We start from the raw sequence: 21,194 nt of genomic DNA, 5'->3' as shown, positions 1-21,194 counted from the left end.
ACCGCCTTACGTCGGGAGCAGAACTTGATGAACAGACACATGCGATTGGTCTTGTCCGCGGCGATTGCCGCCTGCCTCGTGCCCGGACTCGCGCTGGCACAGGATGACGACTCGGCGCAAACCACGGCACCGCCTGCTGCCAGCAAGGCGCCAGCCAAGCCCAGTACCGCCAATACCAAGAACCTCGAACAGGTGGTGGTGACGGGCAACGCGGCCACCGGCGGCCTGAAGAAGATCGACACCAGCTACACGATCACCACGGCAACCGCCGAGCAGATCAAGATGGCCAACCCCAAGAGCACGGCCGATCTGCTGAAGATCGCGCCGGGCCTGTGGCCGGAGTCCACCGGTGGCCAGACCGGCGCCAACATCGAGATCGCCGGCTTCCCCGGCGGCGGCGATGCGCCGTTCAACACGGTGCAACTGATGGGCTCGCCGCTGTACGGCATGCCGACGCTGTCGTTCTTCGAGCAGACCTCGATCTTCCGCCTCGACGACACCGTCGATCGCGTCGAGATCATCCAGGGCGGGCCCTCGGTGGTATTCGCCGACGGCCAGATCGGCGCCAGCGAGAACTTCATCCTCAAGCAGGGCACCGAGGTGCCTTCGGGCAGCGTCGGGGTGACCTGGGGCAACGAGAACCTCAAGCGCGTCGATGGCTTCTTCGGCTTTCCGATCGCGCAGGACTGGTATGGCAGCGTGGGCGGTTTCTACCGCGATTCGGACGGCGTGCGCGATCCGCAGTTTCCCGCCGACAAGGGCGGCCAGCTCACCGGCACGCTGACCCACGACAGCGACAACGGCACGATGACGCTGTACGCGCGCTACCTCGACGACAAGAACCAGTTCATCACGCCGATTCCGCTGATCCAGACCGGCACGGACAACTTCCATGCCTATCCGGGCTTCGATCCGCTGACCGACACGTACAACAGCAAGGCCATCCAGCACGTGTTCCTGCGCGGCTATCCCGGTGGGGGCCGCAACGCCGACCTGGCCAACGGCCGCGGCGCCAAGTTCGGCTTCTTCGGCGGCAACTTCGACTACGACCTGGGCAACGGCTGGCGGCTGTCGAACAAGTTCCTCATCGACGGCGGCGACGTCGACACCAATGCGCTGTTTTCCGGCACCAACCCGGGCAGCATGAACGACATGCTGTACACCGACCAGAGCCAGATCGGCGCGTTCAACCTGGCGCCTGGTTCGGCCACCGCCACCTACGTGGGTGGCGGCGCGGTCGATCCGAACCAGAGCGTGATCCACCAGGGCTGGTGGTTCATCCACAAGCACCTGAAGAACATCAACAACGACTTTCGCCTGAGCAAGGAGATCTTCGACGGCAACACGCTCACCGCCGGCCTGTACCTGGCGCACTACACCATGGATGACGAGTGGGCACTGGGCAACCAGATGCTGATGACCAACACGCCCAACGCACGCCCGATCACGGTCAGCTACGTCGATGCCAACGGCGTCAACCAGCTCACCGACAACCAGGGCTTCCTCGACTACGGCGGCTTCAACATCACCGAGCATGGCAACGCCAACAACAAGGCGTTCTACCTGTCCGACATCTGGCGCCTGGGCAAGTGGCTGATCGACCTGTCCGGCCGGGTGGAGAACCAGAACGCCACCAACGACGTGTGCAACCTCACCAACGTCAACCTGGACGGCGACCCCAACACCAAGTACGACAACGCCGTGCCGGTATGCAACGGCAGCTTCTCGCATACGCGCTACGACAAGACGCATCCCTCGTGGACGTTCGGCGTGAACTACGAGCTGGCCGACAACATGAGCGTGTATTTCCGGGCGAACAAGGGCGCGCACTTCCCCGATTTCGACAACGGCATCCGCGGCAATGCGTCGGACAACGTCGCGCCGGTGCAGAAGATCCAGAACGTCGAGGGCGGCTTCAAGTTCCAGTCCAAGCAGTTCTATGCGGACATCAGCGTGTACCACCGCCAGTTCATCGGTCTGCTGTACCAGCCCACCGACGCCGGCGGCGTGCCGAACGGCCCGCAGAGCACCTACGGTTCGGATTCCAAGGGCGTCAACGTCAACACCGCGTGGAGCCCGACCGAGAACCTCAAGTTCCAGCTGATCGGCGACTACCTCGATGGCCACTACTCGCACAACAGCTCATGCCTGCCGTACACCAACCCGGTGGCCGGCAACGGCTGCGCGCTGATCAACGGCGTGCAGCTGCAGCGCCAGCCGAAAGTGCGCTACATGTTCACGCCCAGCTACAAGATCCCGTTCGGCTGGGGCGACGTGCTGGCCTTCGTCACCTATACCCACGTCGGCCCGCACACGCAGGACATTTCCGGCCTGCAGCAGCTGGGCAGCTACCACACCTGGGATTTCGGCGTGGTCGCCAACCTGCAGCAGAACTGGCAGGTGCGCGTGCAGGGCACCAACATGACCAACGAGCTGGGGCTGACCGAGAGCAACTCGCGCATCTTCGGTTCGGCGGCCGGAACCACCGGCGTGATCCTGGCCCGTCCGCTGGAGGGGCGTGAAGTCAACATGGAGGTCAAATACATGTTCTGACCTGCGCAGGTGGCGCTTCCACGGGTGCGGGAGTGCCACCCATTTTCCCGGGGTCATTCCCGCGAAAGCTGGAATGACCCCGGGGTACGCAGCCTTCCGGAAGCCGGGCAACAAAGAGGCATGCCCCATGAAGCGTTTTTCCGCCGGACTCGCGGCGTTCCTGCTCGCCATCACCTTGCTCGCTGCGCCGGCATCGGCCGCCACCGATCCGAGCTTCCTGTTCACCGCCACGGCGAAGGATTTCGCCAGCTACTTCCCTGGTTACCTCGCCAACGGCTACTTCTCCACCATGACCTCGCCGCGCGGCACCGAGCCGAACGCGTCGTACATGGTCGCCTTCATGGATTACAAGCCGGGCGACATCTCGCGTCCCGCGGCGATTCCCGGCTGGAGCGAAATCGACTACAACCCCGGCGGTGGCTGGCTCAACCGCACGCGACTGGATGCGGGCATCTTCCAGCGCTACGCACAGACGCTGGACATGCACGACGCCACGCTGACCACGCGCTACCGCTTCGCTTACGCCAACAAGGCCAGCGACATCGAGGTCACCAGCTTCGTCAGCCAGGCCTCGCCGCACCTCGCGGCTATCCGCATGGCGATCACGCCTCAGTTCGACGGCCAGGTGCAGCTGAGTTTTCCGATCCGGTTGTGGTCCGAGCACCAGCCGCGCTTCCCGATCGCCAGCATGGGCGGCGAGGAAATGATCGCCGCGGTGATCGCCAGCGGGCAGAGCCTGGACAACAAGCCGGTACCCACGCCCGACCGTGCGCCGGTGTGGTATCCGGGCTACACCCAGGTGCGTTCCGCCGAGGGTGATGCGAAGGCGCTGACGCTCGCGCTGAAGGGCAGGGCACAACACGGACTCGGCATGGCCGAGGCGGCCGCGATCGGGCTGCCCGAAGGGCTCTCGCCCGACACGGTGAAGCTGGAACGGACCTCCACCAGACTCTCGCTGGACATCACCGCCACGCTGCACAAGGGCCAGCGCTACGTCTTCACCAAGTACGTGGCGCTCTCGCGCGACGGCTGGGGCGACGACGGGGACGTGCTCGCCCTGGCCAGCGCCGCGCGCAAGGCCGGCTTCGACCGCCTGCTCGCCGATCACCGGGCGGCCTGGCACAAGCTGTGGCAATCGGACATCGTGATCGACGGCAAACCGGCCGTGCAGAAGGCGGTGCACTCGGACCTCTACTACCTGTTGTCCAACACCACCGTCGGCACCGCCTGGCCGATGGGTGCCTGCGCGCTGACGCCCAATTACGCGGGCCATGCGTTCTGGGACAGCGACTCGTGGGTGTTCCCGGCGCTGCTGCTGTTGCACCCGGAGCGCGCCAGACCCATCGTGATGTTCCGCGACCGCACCACCGAACCCGCGCGGGCGCGTGCCCGCCAGTACGGCGTGCAAGGCACCATGTACCCGTGGGAAGCCGATCCGCAGACCGGCGTGGACGTCACCCCGCACTTCGCCTGGGAGGTCTACCGCGAGGTCCACGTCAACGCCGACATCGCCATCGCGCAATGGCAGTACTACCTGGCGACGGGTGACAAGGCATGGTTGAAAACGCATGCGTGGCCCGTGCTGGAGGGCATTGCCACGTTCTGGACCAGCCGCGTCACCTACGACAAGTCGCACGACCGCTACGAGATCCACCACGTCACGTCGCCCGACGAGGCCTACAACGACGTGCCGAACGACTCCTTCACCAATGCCGTCGCCCGCAAGGCGCTCGAGATCGCGGTGAAGGCAGCGCGCGCGGTGGGCGCCAAGGCGGACCCGCGCTGGAGCGAGATCGCCGCGAAGATGTACATCCCGTTCGACGAGGATGAACAGCGCCATCTGGATTTCGACAAGTCGGTGCCGCACGACAAGATCACCTGGATGGGCTCCTCGCTGGCCTGGCTGATGTATCCGAACCTGGACTTGCCGATGTCGCCGCAGGTGCGCCGCAACGACTTCGACTTCCAGCTGCAGGCGCTGAAGAGCCACGGCGACGACCCCAACGAGATGATGATGGTGATGCTCGCCGTCGGTGCCGCAGAGCTGGGCGACGGCAAGGCGGCCGGCGAATGGATCGATCGCAACCTGGTCGGTTTCCTCAAACCCCCGTTCAACGTGCGCACCGAGACCGCGGCCAACAACGCCGGCTACATCCTGGCCACCTCGGCCGGCTTCGTGCAAAGCATGCTGTACGGTCTCACCGGACTGCGCATCGACGACGACGGGCTGAGCGCGAAGTACGCCCCGGTGTTGCCGCCAGGCTGGAACGCCTTGACGCTCAAGGACGTGAAGTTCCGCGGGCGCCGCTACGACATCCGCATCAGCCGCGACGCCGACGGCAAGGTGGTGCTCAGCCGCCAGCCGTTGCGTGCAACTGGCATGCGCCACCCTGATCCATTGCAGGAGGAAGCCCGCCCATGAAAGTCGTCTCCCTGTTCGCCGCCATGGCGCTGGCCTTCGCTACCGCGGCCGGTGCCGCCACGCCCGACCCGGCGCAGACGCAGGCATACATCCACAAGGCCTGGGACACGCTGACGCGCTCGCTGGACGATTGCTCGGCCCTGCACGATCCGAAAATGGATGCGCGCCCGGTACTCTACCTGCCGGCCGGCTTCCCTGCGCCCGCAGCGATGGCCGACATCAGACAGCGTTGCAAGATCGACGTGCACACGCTGCCTCGGCGCATCGAAAAGCTCGGCGACCTGATGCCGTCCGCGCTGCCGGCGGAAGGCCTGCTCTACCTGCCCAGGCCCTACGTGGTGCCGGGCGGGCAGTTCAACGAGATGTACGGCTGGGACAGCTACTTCATCCAGCTCGGCCTGCTGGCGGACGGGCGCGTCGAGCTGGCCCGCGACATGACCGACAACATGCTGTTCGAGGTCGAGCACTACGGCGGCGTGCTCAACGCCAACCGCACCTATTACCTGACCCGTTCGCAGCCGCCGTTCCTGTCGCGAATGATCGGCGACGTGCTGGCCGCGCCCGGCGCCTTCAAGGGCGAGGCCGAGCGGCATGCATGGCTGGTCCACGCCTATCCGCTGGCGGTGGCCAACTACCGCATCTGGACCCGACCCGAGCATCGTGCCGGCGACACCGGCCTGGCACGCTACTTCGACCTCGGCGCCGGCCCGGTGCCGGAGATGCACGGCAGCGCCTACTACCGCGGCGTGATCGACTGGGTGCTGGCGCATCCGAAGGACGACCCCGGCTACCTGGTCAAGGCCGCCGAGCATCCCGACGCCGCCGAGACAGCGCGCCTGAAATCCACCAGTTGCGACATCGAGGCGTCCCATGTCTGCGCAGGCGCCTGGTCGCAGGGCCATCGCCTGAGCGCCGACTACTACCTGGGTGATCGCGCCATGCGCGAGTCCGGCTTCGACACCAATTTCCACTTCGGTCCGTACGGCGGAACCACCCATCACTACGCCGGCGTGGGCCTCAACAGCCTGCTGTATCGCTACGAGCGCGACCTGCACGACTTCGCCCTGCAACTGGGCAAGGTGGCCGAGGCCAGGCAATGGGCGGACGCCGCCGCGAGGCGCAAGGTGGCGATGGACAAGTACCTGTGGCAGCCGGAACGCGGCATGTTCATGGACTACGACTTCACCATCAGCAAGGCATCGGCGCAGCCCTATGTCACCACCTACTGGCCGCTGTGGGCCGGGCTGGCCAGCAAGGCGCAGGCGGCCGCGCTGGAGAAGCACCTGGCCGTGTTCGAGCGCAAGGGCGGCCTGTCGATGGACGACCTGGGCAGCGGCGCGCAATGGGACGAGCCGTTCGGCTGGGCGCCCACCAACTGGCTGGCGATCTCGGGCCTGGACGCCTACGGTTTCCATGACGACGCCCGCCGCCTGGCGCGCAAGTTCACGGCCACGGTGGATACCGGTTTCGCCCATGACGGCACCATCCGCGAGAAATACAACATGGCGCTGGGCAACGCGGACGTGAAGATCACCGCCGGCTACACCACCAACGTGATCGGCTTCGGCTGGACCAACGCGGTCTACCTCAAACTGCACCAGTTGCTGCAGGCGGCGCTAAAGCCGGCGGCGGCGCACTGAGGATCATCCGTTCACGGCTGCAGCCGGCGGCTGGGTTATCCTTTCGGTCTTTCGCCCCAGCCTCAAGGATCGCCATGACCATCAACGTCACCTTCACCACCAACCGCGGCCCGATCCACCTGCGCCTGCACGAGGACAAGGCACCGGTGACGGTCGCCAGCTTCGTCAACCTGGCGCGCCGCGGCTACTACGACGGCCTGTCGTTCCATCGCGTGATCGCCGATTTCATGATCCAGGGCGGGTGCCCCGAGGGCAGTGGCCGCGGTGGTCCGGGCTACAAGTTCGAGGACGAGTTCAACCCGTCGCTGCGCCACGACAAGCCGGGTGTGCTGTCGATGGCCAATGCCGGTCCGCGCACCAACGGCAGCCAGTTCTTCATCACCCACGGTCCGACGCCGTGGCTGGACGGCAAGCACAGCGTGTTCGGCGAAGTGCTGGACGCGTCCGACATGGACGTGGTCAATGCGATCCAGCAGGGTGACACGATCGAGAAGGTCACCGTGGAGGGCGACGTCGACGCCTTGCTGGCGGCGCAGGTCGACCGCGTCAAGGAATGGAACGAGGTGCTGGATCAGCGCGGCTGAGCTTGCCGCCGGATACGCAGGAAATCGCCGGCCGGAGCCGGCGATTTTTTTGGGCGAATGAGTCATGGCTCCACTACTTTCACCGGCCTATGATCGGCGGGCTACACGCGTGTTCATTCATCCAGGAGAGCGCCCATGTCATTCCTCAACGATTTGCTTGGCGGTCAGGGACAGCCGGCCGGCGGTGCCGGCTCGATGATTTCGGTGGCCAGCGACCTGTTGCAGCGGGCTGGCGGCGTGCAGGGCCTGATCAGCATGCTGCAGCAGCACGGGCTGGGTGGCGCAGTGCAGTCGTGGGTGAGCAGCGGGGCGAACCAGCCGGTATCGGGCGATCAACTCGGCCAGGCGCTGCAGCATGGCGGCATGGGCTCGCTGGTGCAGGAGGCGGCCAGCAAGCTCGGCGTCGATCCCGGCGTGGTGCTCAATGGACTTTCGCAGGTCTTGCCGCAGGCGGTCGACCACCTGACACCGGATGGCCAGGTGCCGGCAGACGGGCAGGGCGGCGGCTTCAACCTCGGCATGCTTGAAGGGCTGGCGGGCAAGCTGCTGGGCTGAGGCTGCGGAGCGTCCCGACGGGGTGATCGCCCCGCCGGGAGGCCGGTCAGGTCGACTTGCGCTTGAGCAGGTGGTAGAGCAGCAACAACACGATGGCGCCGACCACCGAGGCGATGAAGCCGGCCGATTGCCCCTCCTGGTACCAGCCGAACAAGTGCTGGCCGACCCAGGTCGCCAGCAGCGAGCCGACGATGCCGATGATGGCGGTGATGATGAAGCCGCCCGGGTCCTTGCCCGGCGTCAACAGCTTGGCCACCACGCCCACGACCAGTCCGATCACGAAAACCCAGAGCCAATGCATGCGGTTCTCCTTGTAGCGGGTTGACTGCGAAGCCCGGTGCGCGGGCGCATCCATGATGCCCCGATTGGACGGCGGTGGCGCAAGCGCATGGCAGACGAGCGCCCGGGGCGGGCGGCGTGGTAAAATTGCGGCCTTTGTTTCCTCACTGCGTGAGACAGCAATGCCCCAGCTCGCCAAGCGTGTCGGCCGCGCCAAACCCAGCGCGATCATGCTCATCGCCGAGAAGGCCAGACAGCTCAGGGCTGCCGGCCGCGACATCATCAGCTTCTCCATCGGCGTGCCGAACTTCCTGCCCGGCGAGCATGTCTACGCCGCCGCGCGCGAGTCGCTCTCGCACGACTCCGGCCAGTACGGCAGCAACCGGGGCGCCGACGCGCTGCTGGATGCATTCCTCAGGCACATCGAGGCGCTCGGCTTCAGCGGCTACACGCGCACGAACCTGTCGATCGGCATCGGCGCCAAGCAGGTGCTGTACAACCTGGCCGAGGCGTTGCTGGACGAAGGCGAGGAGATCTGCTTCGCCGCGCCGTACTGGACCACCTACCGCGACATCGCCGACATCGTGGGCGCGAAGATCCACGTGATGCCGTGCGGGGCGGAGCAGAACTACAAGCTCACCCCGGCCCAGCTCGACGCCGCGCTGGCGCGCAAGCCGAAGGTGTTTCTGTTCAACAACCCGTCCAACCCCACCGGCATGGTCTACACCGGCGCGGAAATCGCCGCACTGGCCGAGGTGATCGCCCGGCACCCGGATACCTGGGTCATCACCGACGACATCTACAACGCGATGGTGTTCGACGGGCTGGGATACCACAACTTCGTGTTCGCCAGGCCGGAGCTGCGCGAGCGGGTGATCTTCGTCGATTCGGTCTCCAAGACCTACGGCATGCCGGGCTGGCGCGTGGGCCTGCTGGCTGGCCCCGAAGTGGTGGCCAAGGCGGTCACCACGCTCAATTCCAACCACATCACCAGCCTGCCGGAAGTGATCACCGCCGCGGCCGTCGCAGCCCTGTCCGGCCCGCAGGACGTGCCGCAGGCCAGGTGCAGGGAGTTCGCCGGCCGGCGCGACACGGTGTTTGCCGCGCTCACGGCGATTCCCGGCGTGGCCTGCCCGCGGCCGCAGGGCGCGTTCTACGCGTTCCCGGACATCTCGGCGGCATTCGGCAAGCGCCACGGCAGCATGAAGATCGACAATGACGTGGAGTTCTGCGCCGCGCTGCTGGAAGCCAAGGGCGTGGCCTGCGTGCCCGGCTCGGCCTTCGGCGAGCCGCGGGCGATGCGCATTTCCTACACCTGCCCGCAGGCCCAGTTGCAACCCGGCCTGGACCGTATCGCCGAATTTTTCGCCGAACTGACGTGAATCAGTGCCTGCAGGAGCGCACCCTGTGCGCGATGCCTTTCGCGACAGGAACATCGCGCGCAGGGTGCGCTCCTGCACGAGAATGAACACCCCCAGAAGGAGTCATCGTCCATGAAAGCCCCCGTTCGAGTTGCCGTTACCGGTGCTGCCGGCCAGATCGGCTATGCCTTGCTGTTCCGCATCGCCGCCGGCGACATGCTCGGCCCCGACCAGCCGGTGATCCTGCATCTGCTGGAGATCACCCCGGCCCTGCCGGCGCTGCAGGGCGTGGTGATGGAACTCAACGATTGCGCGTTCCCGACGCTGGCCGGCGTGGTCGCCACCGATGACGCCAATGTCGCGTTCAAGGATGTGGATTACGCCCTGCTGGTCGGCGCGCGCCCGCGCGGCCCGGGCATGGAGCGCAAGGATCTGCTGGAAGCCAACGGCGCGATCTTCGCACCGCAGGGCAAGGCCCTGAACGCGCATGCCAGGCGTGACGTGAGGGTGCTGGTGGTCGGCAACCCGGCCAACACCAATGCCCTGATCGCCCAGCAGAACGCGCCGGACCTGGATCCGAAGTGCTTCACCGCGATGGTTCGCCTCGACCACAACCGCGCCAAGAGCCAGCTCGCCGAGAAGACCGGCAAGCACAACACCGACGTGAAGAAGATGACGATCTGGGGCAACCACAGCTCCACCCAGTATCCCGACCTGCACCACGCCACCGTCGACGGCAAGCCGGCGCTGAGCCTGGTCGACCAGGCCTGGTACGAGAACGAGTTCATTCCCACCGTGCAGCAGCGCGGCGCGGCCATCATCAAGGCACGCGGCGCCTCGTCGGCCGCCTCGGCTGCCTCGGCGGCGATCGACCACATGCGCACCTGGGCGCAGGGCACGGCCGAGGGCGACTGGGCCTCGATGGGCATTCCTGCCGATGGCTCCTACGGCATCGCGCCGGGCGTGATCTACGGCTACCCGGTGACCGTGAAGAACGGCAAGTACGAGATCGTGCAGGGCCTGGAGATCGGCGCCTTCTCGCGTTCACGCATGGACGCCACCGACAAGGAACTGCGCGAGGAGCGCGCCGGCGTGGAGCACCTGTTCGCCAAGTAATCCCGCCGCGATGCCCGGCCCGCCCTCTGCGCAGGGGCAGCGGGCCACGGCGGCACTCCAACGGGCCGGCTTGCGCCGGCCCGTTGTCGTTTCGTCGCTGCCGCAAGCGGCAGCGGTCAGTTCGGTGCCTCGGGCAACTCCGTGGTGCCGGCAGCCTGATCGCCGCGCTTGAGCAGCCAGGCAAGGATCGGCGGCGTGACCATGGCGGTGAGCAGCGACATCGCCACGATGATCGCGTAGATGCGGTTGTCGAACACGCCGGCGGCCAGCCCCAGGGTGGCGACCACGATGCCCACCTCGCCGCGCGGCACCATGCCGAAGCCGATGATGGTGGCGCTGCGCGTGCCCAGCGTGAGCGAACCGAGCCAGCCGCCGGCCAGCTTGGATACCACCGCGATCGCGGTGACCACCGCCAGCATCCACAGCGCCTCGGCGCTGGCCAGTTCGTGCAGGTCGACCTTGCTGCCGGTGACCACGAAGAAGAACGGGGTAAGCAGGGCGAGCAGCGGGGCCGTCTGCTTTTCCAGGGTGTGCTGCTGGCGCGTTTCCGAGGCGATCATGCCGGCCAGGAACGCGCCGATGATCGCGGCCAGGCCGAAGCGGGTGGACAGCCAGGCCAGCCCCAGGCACAGCGCCAGCACGATCATCAGCGGCGAATGCGGGCCCAGCGGCTTGTCCAGCCAGGCGGAGTTCCAGCGCATCACCCGCGCGCCGCCCCAGCCAATCACCGCGATGAAGCCCGCCGCACCGGCGAGTACCACCAGCAGGTGCGAGGCATCGACGCTGCCGCCACCCTGCAGTGAAATCACGACGCCGAGCAGCAGCATGGCCAGGATGTCATCGATCACCGCCGCACCCAGGATCACCTTGCTCTCGATCCGCTGCAGTGCGCCCAGCTCCTGCAGCACGCGCGCGGTGATGCCGGCCGAGGTGGCCACGAAGGCCGCCGCGACGAACAGTGAACGGTCCCAGTCGAAGCCGTTGCCGTGGGCCCACACGCTGCCCATGCCGAACGGCACCAGCACGCCGACCACGCCGACCGCGAACGCCACCGCACCGACCTTCTTCATGTCTTCCAGCCGGGTTTCCAGGCCCACCGCGAACAGCAGCAGGATCACGCCGATCTCCGCCAGCACGTCGAGCGGGGTGCCGGTGGCGATCTGCCCCGGGCTGATCCAGCCGAGCAGGGAAGGGCCGATCGCGCAACCGGCGGCGATCTCGCCGACCACGCCGGGCAGCTTCAGTCGTTGCGCGATCTCGCTGCCGATCTGGGCGGCGACGAACACGACAAACAGGGTGAACAGGATTTCGCTGGCGTGGTGCATGCAATACGTGCCCGAGCTTGCGGCAAAGACTGCATGCTACACGCAGCCTCTCGCCGGGCGGCGCCTTGCCGCGGTTCAACCTGCCGCCGCGCCGGCTCGCGACAGCGGGCGATCGTGCCGCAGCCGGCCGAACACGCGGCTGGCCGCCGCCGTGACCAGCGCCAGCAGCAGCACCGTCCAGCGGAACGCCTCGACATAATCCGCGCGCTCATGTCCCTGCAGCAGCGCCTGCATCAGCAGCGTGGACAGCGCGATGCCGAAGCTCATCGCGAGGTATTGCACGGTCGAGGCCATCGACGAAGCCATCGAGGCGTGCGCGATGTCCAGGTCGTGGTAGATCAGCGTGTTCATCGCGGTGTACTGCAGCCCGGCGAAGCCGCCGTAGCAGAACGTCAACGTCGCGATGGCCCACACCGGCGTGGCCGGTCCGAGCAGGGCAAACGCCGCCAGCAGCACGGCCACGATCAAGGTGTTGCCCAGCAGCAGGCGGCGGTAACCCAGGTGCACCAGCACGCGATTGATCGCCCATTTGGCGCAGATCGAACCCAATGCCTGCGGCACCATCATCAGGCCGGCCATCAGCGGCGACCAGCCGCAACCGACCTGCAGGAACAGCACCAGCAACAGGAACATGCCGGAGATGCCGAGCCGGGTGAACAGGCCGCCGGCCAGCGCCACCCACACGCTGCGCACCTTGAGCAGGGTCAGGTCGGCGACCGGAAAGGCGGTGCGTCGGCTGTGCCACACATAGGCCAGGCCCAGCAGCACCGCCGCCAGACTGCATTGGCCGATGCGCATCCACGGCACCGGCGTGGCGCCGGCCAGCTCCGAGGCGATCAGCAGCAGGGCCGAAGCGGCGGCGAAAAGCCCGAAGCCGAACAGGTCGAAACGGTGTGCGCGCTCCAGCCGGTAGTCCGGCATGTCGCGCCGGTTCATCCACACCCCGGCGATCGCCACCGGCACGTTGATCAGGAAGATCAGCCGCCACGAGGTGAACTCCACCAGCGCGCCGCCGAGCAGGGGGCCGAGTACTGAACCCAGCAGGCCGAAGGTGGCCACCGTGCTCATCGCGCGCACGAACTCGCGCCTGTCGATGCTGCGCACCAGCACGTAGCGCCCGACCGGCATCAGCGAGGCGCCACCGATGCCCTGCAGCACGCGCGCGGCGACCAGTTGCGGCAGCGTCTGCGCCAGCCCGCACAGCAGCGAACCCAGCCCGAACACCACGATCGCGGCGCCGAACACCCGCCGCGTGCCCAGCCGGTCGCACAGCCACGGACTGGCCGGGATCAGGATCGCCAGGGTCAGCACGTAGCTGGTCAGCGCCGTGCGCATGCCCAGCGGGGTTACCTCCAGCGCCACGGCCATCATCGGCACCGCGGTGTTGACCACGGTGGAATCCAGCGCCTGCATGAAGAAGGCCGCCGCGACCAGCCACAGCAGGCCGCGGAAGCGCTCGCGCGTGGACGGCTCGGGCAAGGCGGCCGAAACCGTTGCTGAAGGGGCGTCCGCGGCGGCTGGGCTGGCCATGTCGGGCATGATAACTGTTGTGACAGCTTGCATTTGGCGCCGGGATTTTGCACAGTCACGTCTGATGCACCTGCCGCCGGTGATGTGCCAGGCGCGGCAGCGGATAACCGACCTCACGCGCCGGGACACCATGTTCTGGCGCGTGTTTTTGTGCGGCTGGAGCCGCGGGAACCAGGAATCACCATGAGTCATTCAGCAATCACCGTGTCGCGCATCGACCTGGATCGCATCGAAGCCCTGCTGGAGCGGTTGCCGGCAGCCGAGGCCGACAAGCTGCAGGCGCTGCGCGCCGAGCTGGATCGCGCCGACGTGGTCGAGCCGGCGGACATGCCGCCGCACATCGTGACGATGAACTCCACCGTGGTCTTCGAAGACGAGTCCGACGGCGAAAAGCTGACCCTCACCCTGGTCTATCCGGCCGGCGCCGGTGCGCCCGGTACGGTCTCGATCCTCGCCCCCGTGGGCAGTGCGCTGCTGGGCCTGGCGCGCGGCCAGCAGATCGACTGGCCGATGCCCGACGGGCGCAAGCGCCGCCTGAAAGTGCTGGAGATCACCTACCAGCCCGAGGCCGCCGGCCACCTGCACCGCTGAGCGCCGCGCGCGCGGCGGGCGCACCGGCGGGTCGCTAAACTGCGCGAAGAAGGAGACCCGCATGGCCGCAACCGCCGTTCCCGCCGACATCCTGGCCCGCGCCGCCGCACTGCGCTCGCAGATCGAGCAGGCCAATTACCGCTACCACGTGCTCGACGACGCGGACATCACCGATGCCGCGTACGACCGCCTGATGCGCGAACTGGAAGCGCTGGAAGCCGCACACCCGGCGCTGGCCTCACCCGATTCACCGACGCGCAAGGTCGGCGCACGCGCGCACGGCGGCTTTGCCGAGGTGCGCCACGCGATCTCGATGCTGTCGCTCGGCAATGCCTTCGAGCAGGACGGCGAGACCGATCGCGAACGCTTCCACGAGGTGGCCGAGTTCGAGCGGCGCATCGAGCAGACGACAAAACGGACTGAACCAGTTTTCTCGGTCGAACCCAAGCTCGATGGCCTGGCGATCAGCCTGCGCTACGAGCATGGCGTGTTCGTGCAGGGCGCCACCCGCGGCGACGGCGAAACGGGCGAGGACGTCACCGCCAACCTGCGCACGGTGCGGGCGATCCCGTTGAAGCTGCGCGGCAAGGACTGGCCCGAGGTGCTCGAAGTACGCGGCGAGGTGATCATGCTGCGCAAGGATTTCGAGGCGTTCAACGCATACGCCCGCGCCCACGACGAGAAGCCGCTGGCCAATCCGCGCAACGGCGCTGCCGGCTCGCTGCGCCAGCTCGACCCGGCGATCACCGCGAAGCGGCGCCTGAGCTTCTTCGCCTACGCGATCGGCGTGGTCGAGGGCGGCGAGCTGCCGCCGACCCATTCGGCCACGCTGCGGCAGCTGCGCGAGTGGGGGTTCCCGGTGTCGCCGGAAGTGGACATCGCACGTGGCTTCGATGGCCTGATCGCCTATTTCCGGCGCATCGGCGCCAGGCGCGACAGCCTGCCTTACGACATCGACGGCGTGGTCTACAAGCTGGACGATTACGAAGGCCAGCGCGAGATGGGTTTCGTCTCGCGCGCGCCGCGCTGGGCGATCGCGCACAAGTTTCCCGCGCAGGAGCAAACCACCCGCCTGCTCGACATCGAGGTGCAGATCGGCCGCACCGGCGCCGCCACGCCGCGCGCGCGGATGGAGCCGGTACAAGTGGCCGGCGTCACCGTCACCTACGCCACGCTGCACAACGCCGACCAGGTCGCGCGGCTGGATGCGCGCATCGGCGACACGGTGATCGTGCGCCGTGCCGGCGACGTGATTCCGGAAGTGGTGCGCGTGGTCGAGGACCAGCGCCCGCCCGGCACGGTGCCGTGGACGATGCCCGCGCAATGCCCGGTGTGCGGTTCCGCGCTGATCCGCGAAGAGGGCGCCGCCGCCTGGCGCTGCTCCGGCGGACTGATCTGCGCGGCACAGCGCAAGGAGGCACTGATCCACTTCGCGTCGCGTCGTGCCATGGACATCGAAGGCCTGGGTGAGCGCTTCGCCGAGGCGCTGGTGGAGTTCGACATCGTGCACTCGCCAGCCGATCTGTACGCGCTCACCGTCGACAGCTTCGTGGCGATGAAGCAGGCGATCGACGAACGGGATGGCACCACGCCCGAAACGGTCAAGGCCGGCAAGGTGGCGACCAAGTGGGCCGAGAACCTGGTCGCCGGCATCGAGGCCAGCAAGCACACCACGCTGGCGCGCTTCCTGTTCGCGCTGGGCATCATGCATATCGGCGAGAGCACGGCCAAGACGCTGGCCGCGTGGCTGGGCCGGCTCGATGTCGTGCGCGCCATGCCGGCGCCGGTACTGCGCGTGCTGCCTGACGTCGGCGCCGAAGTGGCCACCTCGATCGCCGGCTTCTTCGCGCAGGCGGGCAACCAGCAGGTGGTCGATGCGCTGCTCGAGGCCGGCATCGTGTTCAGTGACGAGCGCGCGCCTTCGCCGCAGCTGCGCGAGCGGCTGAATCTGGGCGTGCTGCTGGACATGGCCGGGATCAACAAGCTCGGTCCCAAGAGCAGCAAGCTGCTGGCGCAGCATTTCCCCACGCTCGATCGCCTGCTCGCCGCGGGCGCGGCGCACTGGATCACCGCTGGCGTGCCGCAGGCCGCGGCGGCGGCGTTGGAAGCCTTCCTGGCCGATCCCGCTGCACAGGCTGCGTTGCGCGATGCCGAGGCAGCGATGCACCGCCTGCTCGATGCGATTCCCGCCGGCGCGGCCGTGGCCGCGGCGCCGCTGGACGGGCAGACCTTCGTGCTCACCGGCACGCTGGCCTCGCTCAGCCGCGACGAGGCAAAGGATCGGCTGGAGGCGCTGGGCGCCAAGGTGTCCGGATCGGTCTCGAAAAAGACCAGCGTGGTGGTGGCAGGCGTTGAAGCCGGCTCGAAACTGGACAAGGCGCAGGAGCTTGGCGTGCCGGTCTGGGACGAGGCGCAGTTGCTGGCCTTGCTCGACGAGCACGGGGCGGGTTGATGAGTCTCGCCCTGCCTGACGCCCTGCGCTTGCGTGCACGGCTGTACGCCCTGATCCGCGCGTACTTCGCCACGCGCGACGTGCTGGAGGTGGAAACCCCGGTGCTGTCGGCAGCCGGCAATACCGATCCGAACATGCAGGGTTTCAGCACGACCTTCAGCGGCCATGTCGATGCCGGTGCGCGCGAGCGCTGGTTGCGCACCTCGCCGGAGTACCCGCTGAAGCGGCTGCTCGCGGCGGGTGTCGGCGACTGCTACGAGCTGGGCCGGGTGTTTCGCAACGGCGAGGCGGGCGGGCGTCACAACCCCGAGTTCACCATGCTGGAGTGGTACCGGGTCGGTTGGGATCATCGCCGGCTGATGCAGGAAACCATCGTGCTGGTGGAGGCTGCGCTGGGGCTGGTGGGGCGGCGCGCCGAGGTGCGGGTGACCACGTACCGGCAGCTGTTCCTGGACGGGCTGGGCATTGACCCGTTGCATGCGCCGGTGGACGAACTGCGTGCGCCGCTGACCGCGTTCGGCATCGGCCCGGACGGGCTTGGCCGTGACGACTGGCTCGACCTGTTGATCACCCACAAGCTGCAGCCGGCGTTTCCGCGCGACCGCATCACGGTGATCCACGACTATCCGGCCAGCCAGTGTGCACTCGCGAAGATTCGCCCCGGCGAACCGCCGCTGGCCGAGCGCTTCGAGCTGTATCTGGGCCGTTACGAGCTGGCCAACGGCTACCACGAGTTGAACGATGCGGCCGAGCAGCGCGGGCGCTTCGAGCGCGACAACGCGGTACGCCGCGAGCGCGGCCTGCGCGAGGTCCCGCTGGACGAGAACCTGCTGGACGTGCTCGATGCCATGCCCGCTTGCGCCGGCGTGGCGCTGGGCGTGGAGCGTCTGTTGATGTGCCTTGCCGACACCGACGCGATCGCCGACGTGTTGGCGTTTCCGTTTGCCCGGGCGTGAGACGCGGCGCGCGACCAGGCCGGCCGCACGCCTTGTCGCTCAGGCGGAGTCGCCCCCGCCGGTTGCTCCAGCCGGTCGACCGGGCTTGAAATCCCCGGCCAGTCGCGCCGGAGACCCATCGGAAAACGGCTCGCAGCCCGAGCACCCAGGTCGATCGGGCGGACCGGTTTTTGGGTTATGTTTCCGCGGCGGCCACGGCGGCTCCCGGAAAACTGACGATGATCGAACATGGCCTCGTGTTGCAGCGTGACATCACGGATGACCGGACTCTCGGTCGCCGCGACATCCGCACGCTGACCCTGGCGGCCCTGGGCGGCGCGCTGGAGTTCTACGACTTCGTGGTGTTCGTGTTTTTCGCGATCCCGCTGAGCCAGCTGTTCTTCCCGCACGACACCGCGCCGTGGCTGGCGCAGCTGCAGGTGTTCGGCATCTTCGCGGCGGGCTACCTCGCGCGGCCGCTGGGCGGCATCGTGATGGCCCACTACGGCGACAAGCTGGGGCGCAAGCGGATGTTCACGCTCAGCGTGTTCCTGATGGCGGTGCCCACGCTGGGTATCGGCCTGCTGCCGGTATACGCGCAGGTCGGCATGCTGGCGCCGCTGGCCTTGCTGTCGCTGCGGGTGGTGCAGGGCATCGCGGTGGGAGGCGAAGTACCCGGCGCGTGGGTGTTCGTGGCCGAGCACGTGCCGGCGCGACGGGTGGGATTTGCCTGCGCCAGCCTCACTTCGGGGCTGACCGTGGGCATCGTGATCGGCTCGCTGGCGGCGGCGGCGATCAACAGCCGGATGAGCCCGGCGACCGTGCTCGATTGGGGCTGGCGCGTGCCGTTCCTGGTCGGCGGCGTGTTCGGTTTCTTAGCGGTGTGGCTGCGGCGCTGGCTCAGCGAGACGCCGGTATTCGAGGCGATGCACGCCCGGCGAGAGCTGGCCAGCGGCCTGCCGCTGCGGCAAGTATTCGAGCAGCATTTTCCCAGTGTGCTGCTGTCGATGCTGGTGACCTGGATGCTCACCGCGGCGATCCTGGTGATCGTCCTGATGACGCCGTCGCTGGTGCAGTCGGTGTTCCATGTGGCGCCGGCGCGGGCGTTCCTCGGCAACACCGTGGCCTCCGTCGCGCTGGCGTTGGGCTGTCTGGGCTATGGCGTCCTGGCGGATCGAATCGGGTTTGCGCGCGCGCTGCTGTTCGGCGCGGCCGGCCTGGTGGTGTGCAGCTACGCGCTGTATCTGGATCTGCGCTTCGGGGCGGCGCATTTCCTCGTGCTGTACGCGCTCGCCGGGCTGGCCGTCGGCGTGGTCGGCGTGGTCCCGGCGCTGATGGTGGTGGCGTTCCCGCCCGCGGTGCGCTTCTCCGGATTGTCGTTCTCGTACAACATCGCCTACGCAGTGTTCGGCGGCATCACGCCGCCGCTGATCGGCCTGCTGGTGAAGCAGTTCGGCGTGCTGGCGCCGGCGCATTACGTGGCGTTCGCCGCGGTGATCGGGATGAGCGTGGCGTACACGCAACTTCGTCGCCGGCATGCGTAGGAGCCCGCTTGCGGGCGATGCTTTTCCCTGCGCGCACGAAGACAAGAGCATCGCCCGCGAGCGGGCTCCTGCCGTGGGCGATCAGAACTCCAGCTCCTGCGCGGCGCACAGATAGTCGACCAGCGGCGCGACGCGCTTGAAGGTGGCGACCGTCCACGGCAGCAGTTCGTCAGAGCAGGCCAGCGCTTCGCTGAAGCCGGTGCTGGCGATGAAATCCTTGCGCTTGAGATCCTCGATCAGCTCATGCGCCGGGTCGTAGCCGCGCGGCGGGCGGATCAGCGATTCACCGGCGAGCTGCAGGTGCTCCCGGAAGGTCTTGCTTCGCGTGGCGCGCTTCCATGCTTCCGGATTGTCGACCAGGAATTCGCGGATGTGCTTCAGTGCGTCCGGCTCCGGATGCCACATGCCGCCACCGGCGAAACAGTCGCCGGGTTCGATGTGGAGGTAGAAACCGGGCGCCTGGATCTCGTGGCGTCGCTCATGGGTGAAACGCGAGCCCTGCCAGGATTTGTACGGCAGCTTGTTGTTGGAGTAGCGCGTGTCGCGGTAGATGCGGTACAGCGAACCGCCGTTCTTGCGCGGGTCGGCGCGGTAGTGCGGGCTGATCTCCGCCAGCGGCGCCTGCAGATCGGCGATCAGGACGAGGAACGGCTCGCGCACGTGGCGCTCGTAGTCGTTCTTGTGCGCGTGGAACCAGTCGCGATGGTTGTAGCGTTCCAGAGCGCGCAGGAAGCGGAAGGTGGCGGGGGTGAAATAGCTCTTGGGCATGGTGGTTCGTCGAGGGTGGGGCGGGCATTGCGCCGGGCTTTGGGCGTGTCGCGGTGGCGGGCAGCGCCCGCCCTACGTTCCGTCGATGCTGTGGGCGAGTTGCTCGCCCCAGGCCTGCAACTGGTCGAGCAGGGGCAGCTTGTCCTGCGCGGCCGGATCGTGGCGCAGCTCGCCGAGGCGGGCGAAGTAGTCATCGAGCGTGAGTCCGGTCAGCGGCGTGTGGCGAGTCAGCCGTGCCTGGCGGAATGCACCCCAGCGCACGTGTTCCTCCGCGTCCAGCGTCTCGGGCCAGTTGCGCGCGCGGTAGCGGAACAGCAGCTCCGGATAGCGCGGGTCGCGGAATGGAAACGCGCGCGTGCCCAGTTCTGCCGGTGGCGTGGCACGTACCTGGGCCAGCAGGCGCTTGTCGGCATCGGGCAGGAAGCCGTTGTAGAGCGCCAGCTCCGGATCTTCCGGCGGAGGAAACTCCGCGGCGCGCTGGAACACGCGACGCAGCTTTTCGGCCAGCCCGTCGACCGCGCGCAAGGTGTCGCGATGCGCGAGGCAACGCTCCAGGTCGAGTTGCAGGCGCTGCTGGTCCACGCCTTGCAGCACCGACAGCGGCGCCAGCGCCGGTGCGTGGTTTGCCCGCACCGTGCGCAGCGGGATGCGTTCGATGCCTTCGGGGAGATCGGCACGCGGCGTGAAGATGCGGTCGGCGATCTCGTCTTCGTCCAGCGCCAGCCATTCGGCCGGATCGGTGGCCAGGTCGTACACGATCACTTCGCCGGCGCGGCCCGGATGCGCGGCCAGCGGCGCGATCAGTGCAAGGCAGTGGCGACTGGCCGGGTAGCGCGAGGAGACGTGCACCAGCGGCGTCATGTTCACCACGTCGAGCAGGTCGAACACCTTCTGCTTGCGGCGCAACGCGTAGTACCAGTCCCACAGTCGCGGTTGGCGCACACGGATCAGCCGGGCCAGGTCGATCAGCGCGCGGACGTCGGACAGGGCATCATGCGCCCGCTCCTGGCTGAGCCGGTTCGCGCTGGCCAGGTGCTCCAGCTTGAAACTCGGCGAGCCATCCTCGCGGGTCGGCCAGATAATGCCCTCGGGGCGCAGCGCCTGGCACATGCGCACCAGGTCGATCAGGTCCCAGCGCGAATTGCCGTTCTCCCATTCGCGGCCGTACGGGTCGTGGAAGTTGCGGTAGAGCATCTGCCGGGTGAATTCGTCGTCGAAACGCAGCGAGTTGTAGCCGACTCCGCAGGTGCCCGGTGCGGCCAGCTGTTCATGCACGCGGGCGGCGAAGTCGGCCTCGCCGACGCCCTCGCGCTCGGCCTGCTGCGGCGTGATGCCGGTGATCAGGCAGGCGTCCGGATGGGGCGGCATCTCCAGCGAGGGCTTGCCGTAGAACATCACGGGTTCGCCGACGATTTCCAGCTCCAACGTGGTGCGGATGCCGGCGAACTGCAGTGGGCGGTCGCGGCGTGGATCGGCGCCCGAGGTCTCGTAGTCGTGCCAGAAGAAGGTCTGCATCCGGCGATGATCGCATGCAGGCAT

At 67.6% G+C, this 21,194-nt stretch carries 16 protein-coding genes; 11 read left to right on the top strand and 5 right to left on the bottom strand.

Annotation, left to right across the window (positions count from 1 at the left end; genetic code table 11):
- Positions 1-27: 27 nt before the first annotated feature.
- From ACVCL3_RS03530 to ACVCL3_RS03510, 5 genes are all read left to right on the top strand, one after another.
- Positions 28-2,553, top strand: a complete 2,526-nt coding sequence (locus ACVCL3_RS03530; RefSeq protein WP_447100453.1) for a TonB-dependent receptor — start codon at positions 28-30, stop codon at positions 2,551-2,553.
- A gap of 127 nt (positions 2,554-2,680) precedes the next feature.
- Entirely contained in the window at positions 2,681-4,975 is a 2,295-nt protein-coding gene (locus tag ACVCL3_RS03525; protein WP_447100452.1) for a glycosyl hydrolase family 95 catalytic domain-containing protein, read from the top strand.
- On the top strand, positions 4,972-6,615 hold the full coding sequence (locus tag ACVCL3_RS03520) for a trehalase family glycosidase (protein ID WP_447100451.1): 1,644 nt from the start codon (positions 4,972-4,974) through the stop codon (positions 6,613-6,615). Before ACVCL3_RS03525 ends, ACVCL3_RS03520 begins: the two co-directional genes overlap by 4 nt.
- 74 nt (positions 6,616-6,689) lie before the next feature.
- Positions 6,690-7,199, top strand: coding sequence for a peptidylprolyl isomerase (locus ACVCL3_RS03515; RefSeq protein WP_395118250.1), 510 nt, complete (start codon positions 6,690-6,692; stop codon positions 7,197-7,199).
- Between the two features lie 135 nt (positions 7,200-7,334).
- The gene (locus ACVCL3_RS03510; protein WP_447100450.1) at positions 7,335-7,754 is read left to right on the top strand and encodes a YidB family protein; all 420 of its coding nucleotides are present in this window, start codon (positions 7,335-7,337) and stop codon (positions 7,752-7,754) included.
- A gap of 46 nt (positions 7,755-7,800) precedes the next feature.
- Here the strand turns inward: ACVCL3_RS03510 and ACVCL3_RS03505 are convergent, their stop codons facing one another.
- Positions 7,801-8,055, bottom strand: a complete 255-nt coding sequence (locus ACVCL3_RS03505) for a GlsB/YeaQ/YmgE family stress response membrane protein (protein ID WP_395118254.1) — start codon at positions 8,053-8,055, stop codon at positions 7,801-7,803.
- Between the two features lie 160 nt (positions 8,056-8,215).
- Between ACVCL3_RS03505 and ACVCL3_RS03500 the strand changes: the two genes are divergently transcribed.
- Both ACVCL3_RS03500 and ACVCL3_RS03495 read left to right on the top strand, forming a co-directional pair.
- Positions 8,216-9,415: a pyridoxal phosphate-dependent aminotransferase gene (locus ACVCL3_RS03500; protein ID WP_447100449.1), complete on the top strand. Its 1,200-nt coding sequence runs from the start codon at positions 8,216-8,218 to the stop codon at positions 9,413-9,415.
- A gap of 111 nt (positions 9,416-9,526) precedes the next feature.
- Positions 9,527-10,510: a malate dehydrogenase gene (locus ACVCL3_RS03495; protein WP_447100448.1), complete on the top strand. Its 984-nt coding sequence runs from the start codon at positions 9,527-9,529 to the stop codon at positions 10,508-10,510.
- A 116-nt stretch (positions 10,511-10,626) separates the two neighbouring features.
- Here the strand turns inward: ACVCL3_RS03495 and ACVCL3_RS03490 are convergent, their stop codons facing one another.
- Together ACVCL3_RS03490 and ACVCL3_RS03485 are read right to left on the bottom strand one after the other, a co-directional pair.
- Entirely contained in the window at positions 10,627-11,835 is a 1,209-nt protein-coding gene (locus ACVCL3_RS03490; protein ID WP_395118260.1) for a cation:proton antiporter, read from the bottom strand.
- A 75-nt stretch (positions 11,836-11,910) separates the two neighbouring features.
- On the bottom strand, positions 11,911-13,365 hold the full coding sequence (locus tag ACVCL3_RS03485) for an MFS transporter (protein ID WP_447099016.1): 1,455 nt from the start codon (positions 13,363-13,365) through the stop codon (positions 11,911-11,913).
- A 183-nt stretch (positions 13,366-13,548) separates the two neighbouring features.
- On the opposite strand from ACVCL3_RS03485, the gene rnk reads away from it, so the two are divergent.
- From rnk to ACVCL3_RS03465, 4 genes are all read left to right on the top strand, one after another.
- Positions 13,549-13,956, top strand: a complete 408-nt coding sequence (gene rnk, locus ACVCL3_RS03480; protein ID WP_395118264.1) for a nucleoside diphosphate kinase regulator — start codon at positions 13,549-13,551, stop codon at positions 13,954-13,956.
- Positions 13,957-14,017: 61 nt separating this feature from the next.
- The gene (ligA, locus tag ACVCL3_RS03475) at positions 14,018-16,408 is read left to right on the top strand and encodes an NAD-dependent DNA ligase LigA (protein ID WP_447100447.1); all 2,391 of its coding nucleotides are present in this window, start codon (positions 14,018-14,020) and stop codon (positions 16,406-16,408) included.
- Positions 16,408-17,364: an EF-P lysine aminoacylase EpmA gene (epmA, locus tag ACVCL3_RS03470; protein ID WP_447100446.1), complete on the top strand. Its 957-nt coding sequence runs from the start codon at positions 16,408-16,410 to the stop codon at positions 17,362-17,364. Before ligA ends, epmA begins: the two co-directional genes overlap by 1 nt.
- 218 nt (positions 17,365-17,582) lie before the next feature.
- Positions 17,583-18,887 carry an MFS transporter gene (locus ACVCL3_RS03465; protein WP_447100445.1) on the top strand — a complete coding sequence of 435 codons (1,305 nt, stop codon included), beginning with the start codon at positions 17,583-17,585 and terminating at the stop codon, positions 18,885-18,887.
- An 81-nt stretch (positions 18,888-18,968) separates the two neighbouring features.
- On the opposite strand, the gene ACVCL3_RS03460 is transcribed toward ACVCL3_RS03465, so the two are convergent.
- The gene (locus ACVCL3_RS03460; protein WP_447100444.1) at positions 18,969-19,655 is read right to left on the bottom strand and encodes a DUF2461 domain-containing protein; all 687 of its coding nucleotides are present in this window, start codon (positions 19,653-19,655) and stop codon (positions 18,969-18,971) included.
- A 72-nt stretch (positions 19,656-19,727) separates the two neighbouring features.
- The gene (gene sbcB, locus ACVCL3_RS03455) at positions 19,728-21,170 is read right to left on the bottom strand and encodes an exodeoxyribonuclease I (RefSeq protein WP_447100443.1); all 1,443 of its coding nucleotides are present in this window, start codon (positions 21,168-21,170) and stop codon (positions 19,728-19,730) included.
- Positions 21,171-21,194: the final 24 nt, after the last annotated feature.

This window comes from Rhodanobacter sp. UC4437_H4 (assembly GCF_052978425.1).
The sequence above is the reverse complement of the archived record's forward strand: the minus strand, read 5'-3'. Positions and strand labels throughout refer to the sequence as shown.

What these genes read in the sequence shown, in the direction of transcription:
- ACVCL3_RS03500 (WP_447100449.1), top strand. Translation starts at nt 8,216, where the DNA reads ATGCCCCAGCTCGCCAAGCGTGTCGGCCGCGCCAAACCCAGCGCGATC.
- ACVCL3_RS03460 (WP_447100444.1), bottom strand. Translation starts at nt 19,655, where the DNA reads ATGCCCAAGAGCTATTTCACCCCCGCCACCTTCCGCTTCCTGCGCGCT.
- ACVCL3_RS03530 (WP_447100453.1), top strand. Translation starts at nt 28, where the DNA reads ATGAACAGACACATGCGATTGGTCTTGTCCGCGGCGATTGCCGCCTGC.
- ACVCL3_RS03485 (WP_447099016.1), bottom strand. Translation starts at nt 13,365, where the DNA reads ATGGCCAGCCCAGCCGCCGCGGACGCCCCTTCAGCAACGGTTTCGGCC.
- epmA (WP_447100446.1), top strand. Translation starts at nt 16,408, where the DNA reads ATGAGTCTCGCCCTGCCTGACGCCCTGCGCTTGCGTGCACGGCTGTAC.
- ACVCL3_RS03510 (WP_447100450.1), top strand. Translation starts at nt 7,335, where the DNA reads ATGTCATTCCTCAACGATTTGCTTGGCGGTCAGGGACAGCCGGCCGGC.
- ACVCL3_RS03465 (WP_447100445.1), top strand. Translation starts at nt 17,583, where the DNA reads ATGATCGAACATGGCCTCGTGTTGCAGCGTGACATCACGGATGACCGG.
- sbcB (WP_447100443.1), bottom strand. Translation starts at nt 21,170, where the DNA reads ATGCAGACCTTCTTCTGGCACGACTACGAGACCTCGGGCGCCGATCCA.
- ligA (WP_447100447.1), top strand. Translation starts at nt 14,018, where the DNA reads ATGGCCGCAACCGCCGTTCCCGCCGACATCCTGGCCCGCGCCGCCGCA.
- ACVCL3_RS03520 (WP_447100451.1), top strand. Translation starts at nt 4,972, where the DNA reads ATGAAAGTCGTCTCCCTGTTCGCCGCCATGGCGCTGGCCTTCGCTACC.
- ACVCL3_RS03525 (WP_447100452.1), top strand. Translation starts at nt 2,681, where the DNA reads ATGAAGCGTTTTTCCGCCGGACTCGCGGCGTTCCTGCTCGCCATCACC.
- ACVCL3_RS03495 (WP_447100448.1), top strand. Translation starts at nt 9,527, where the DNA reads ATGAAAGCCCCCGTTCGAGTTGCCGTTACCGGTGCTGCCGGCCAGATC.
- rnk (WP_395118264.1), top strand. Translation starts at nt 13,549, where the DNA reads ATGAGTCATTCAGCAATCACCGTGTCGCGCATCGACCTGGATCGCATC.
- ACVCL3_RS03505 (WP_395118254.1), bottom strand. Translation starts at nt 8,055, where the DNA reads ATGCATTGGCTCTGGGTTTTCGTGATCGGACTGGTCGTGGGCGTGGTG.
- ACVCL3_RS03515 (WP_395118250.1), top strand. Translation starts at nt 6,690, where the DNA reads ATGACCATCAACGTCACCTTCACCACCAACCGCGGCCCGATCCACCTG.
- ACVCL3_RS03490 (WP_395118260.1), bottom strand. Translation starts at nt 11,835, where the DNA reads ATGCACCACGCCAGCGAAATCCTGTTCACCCTGTTTGTCGTGTTCGTC.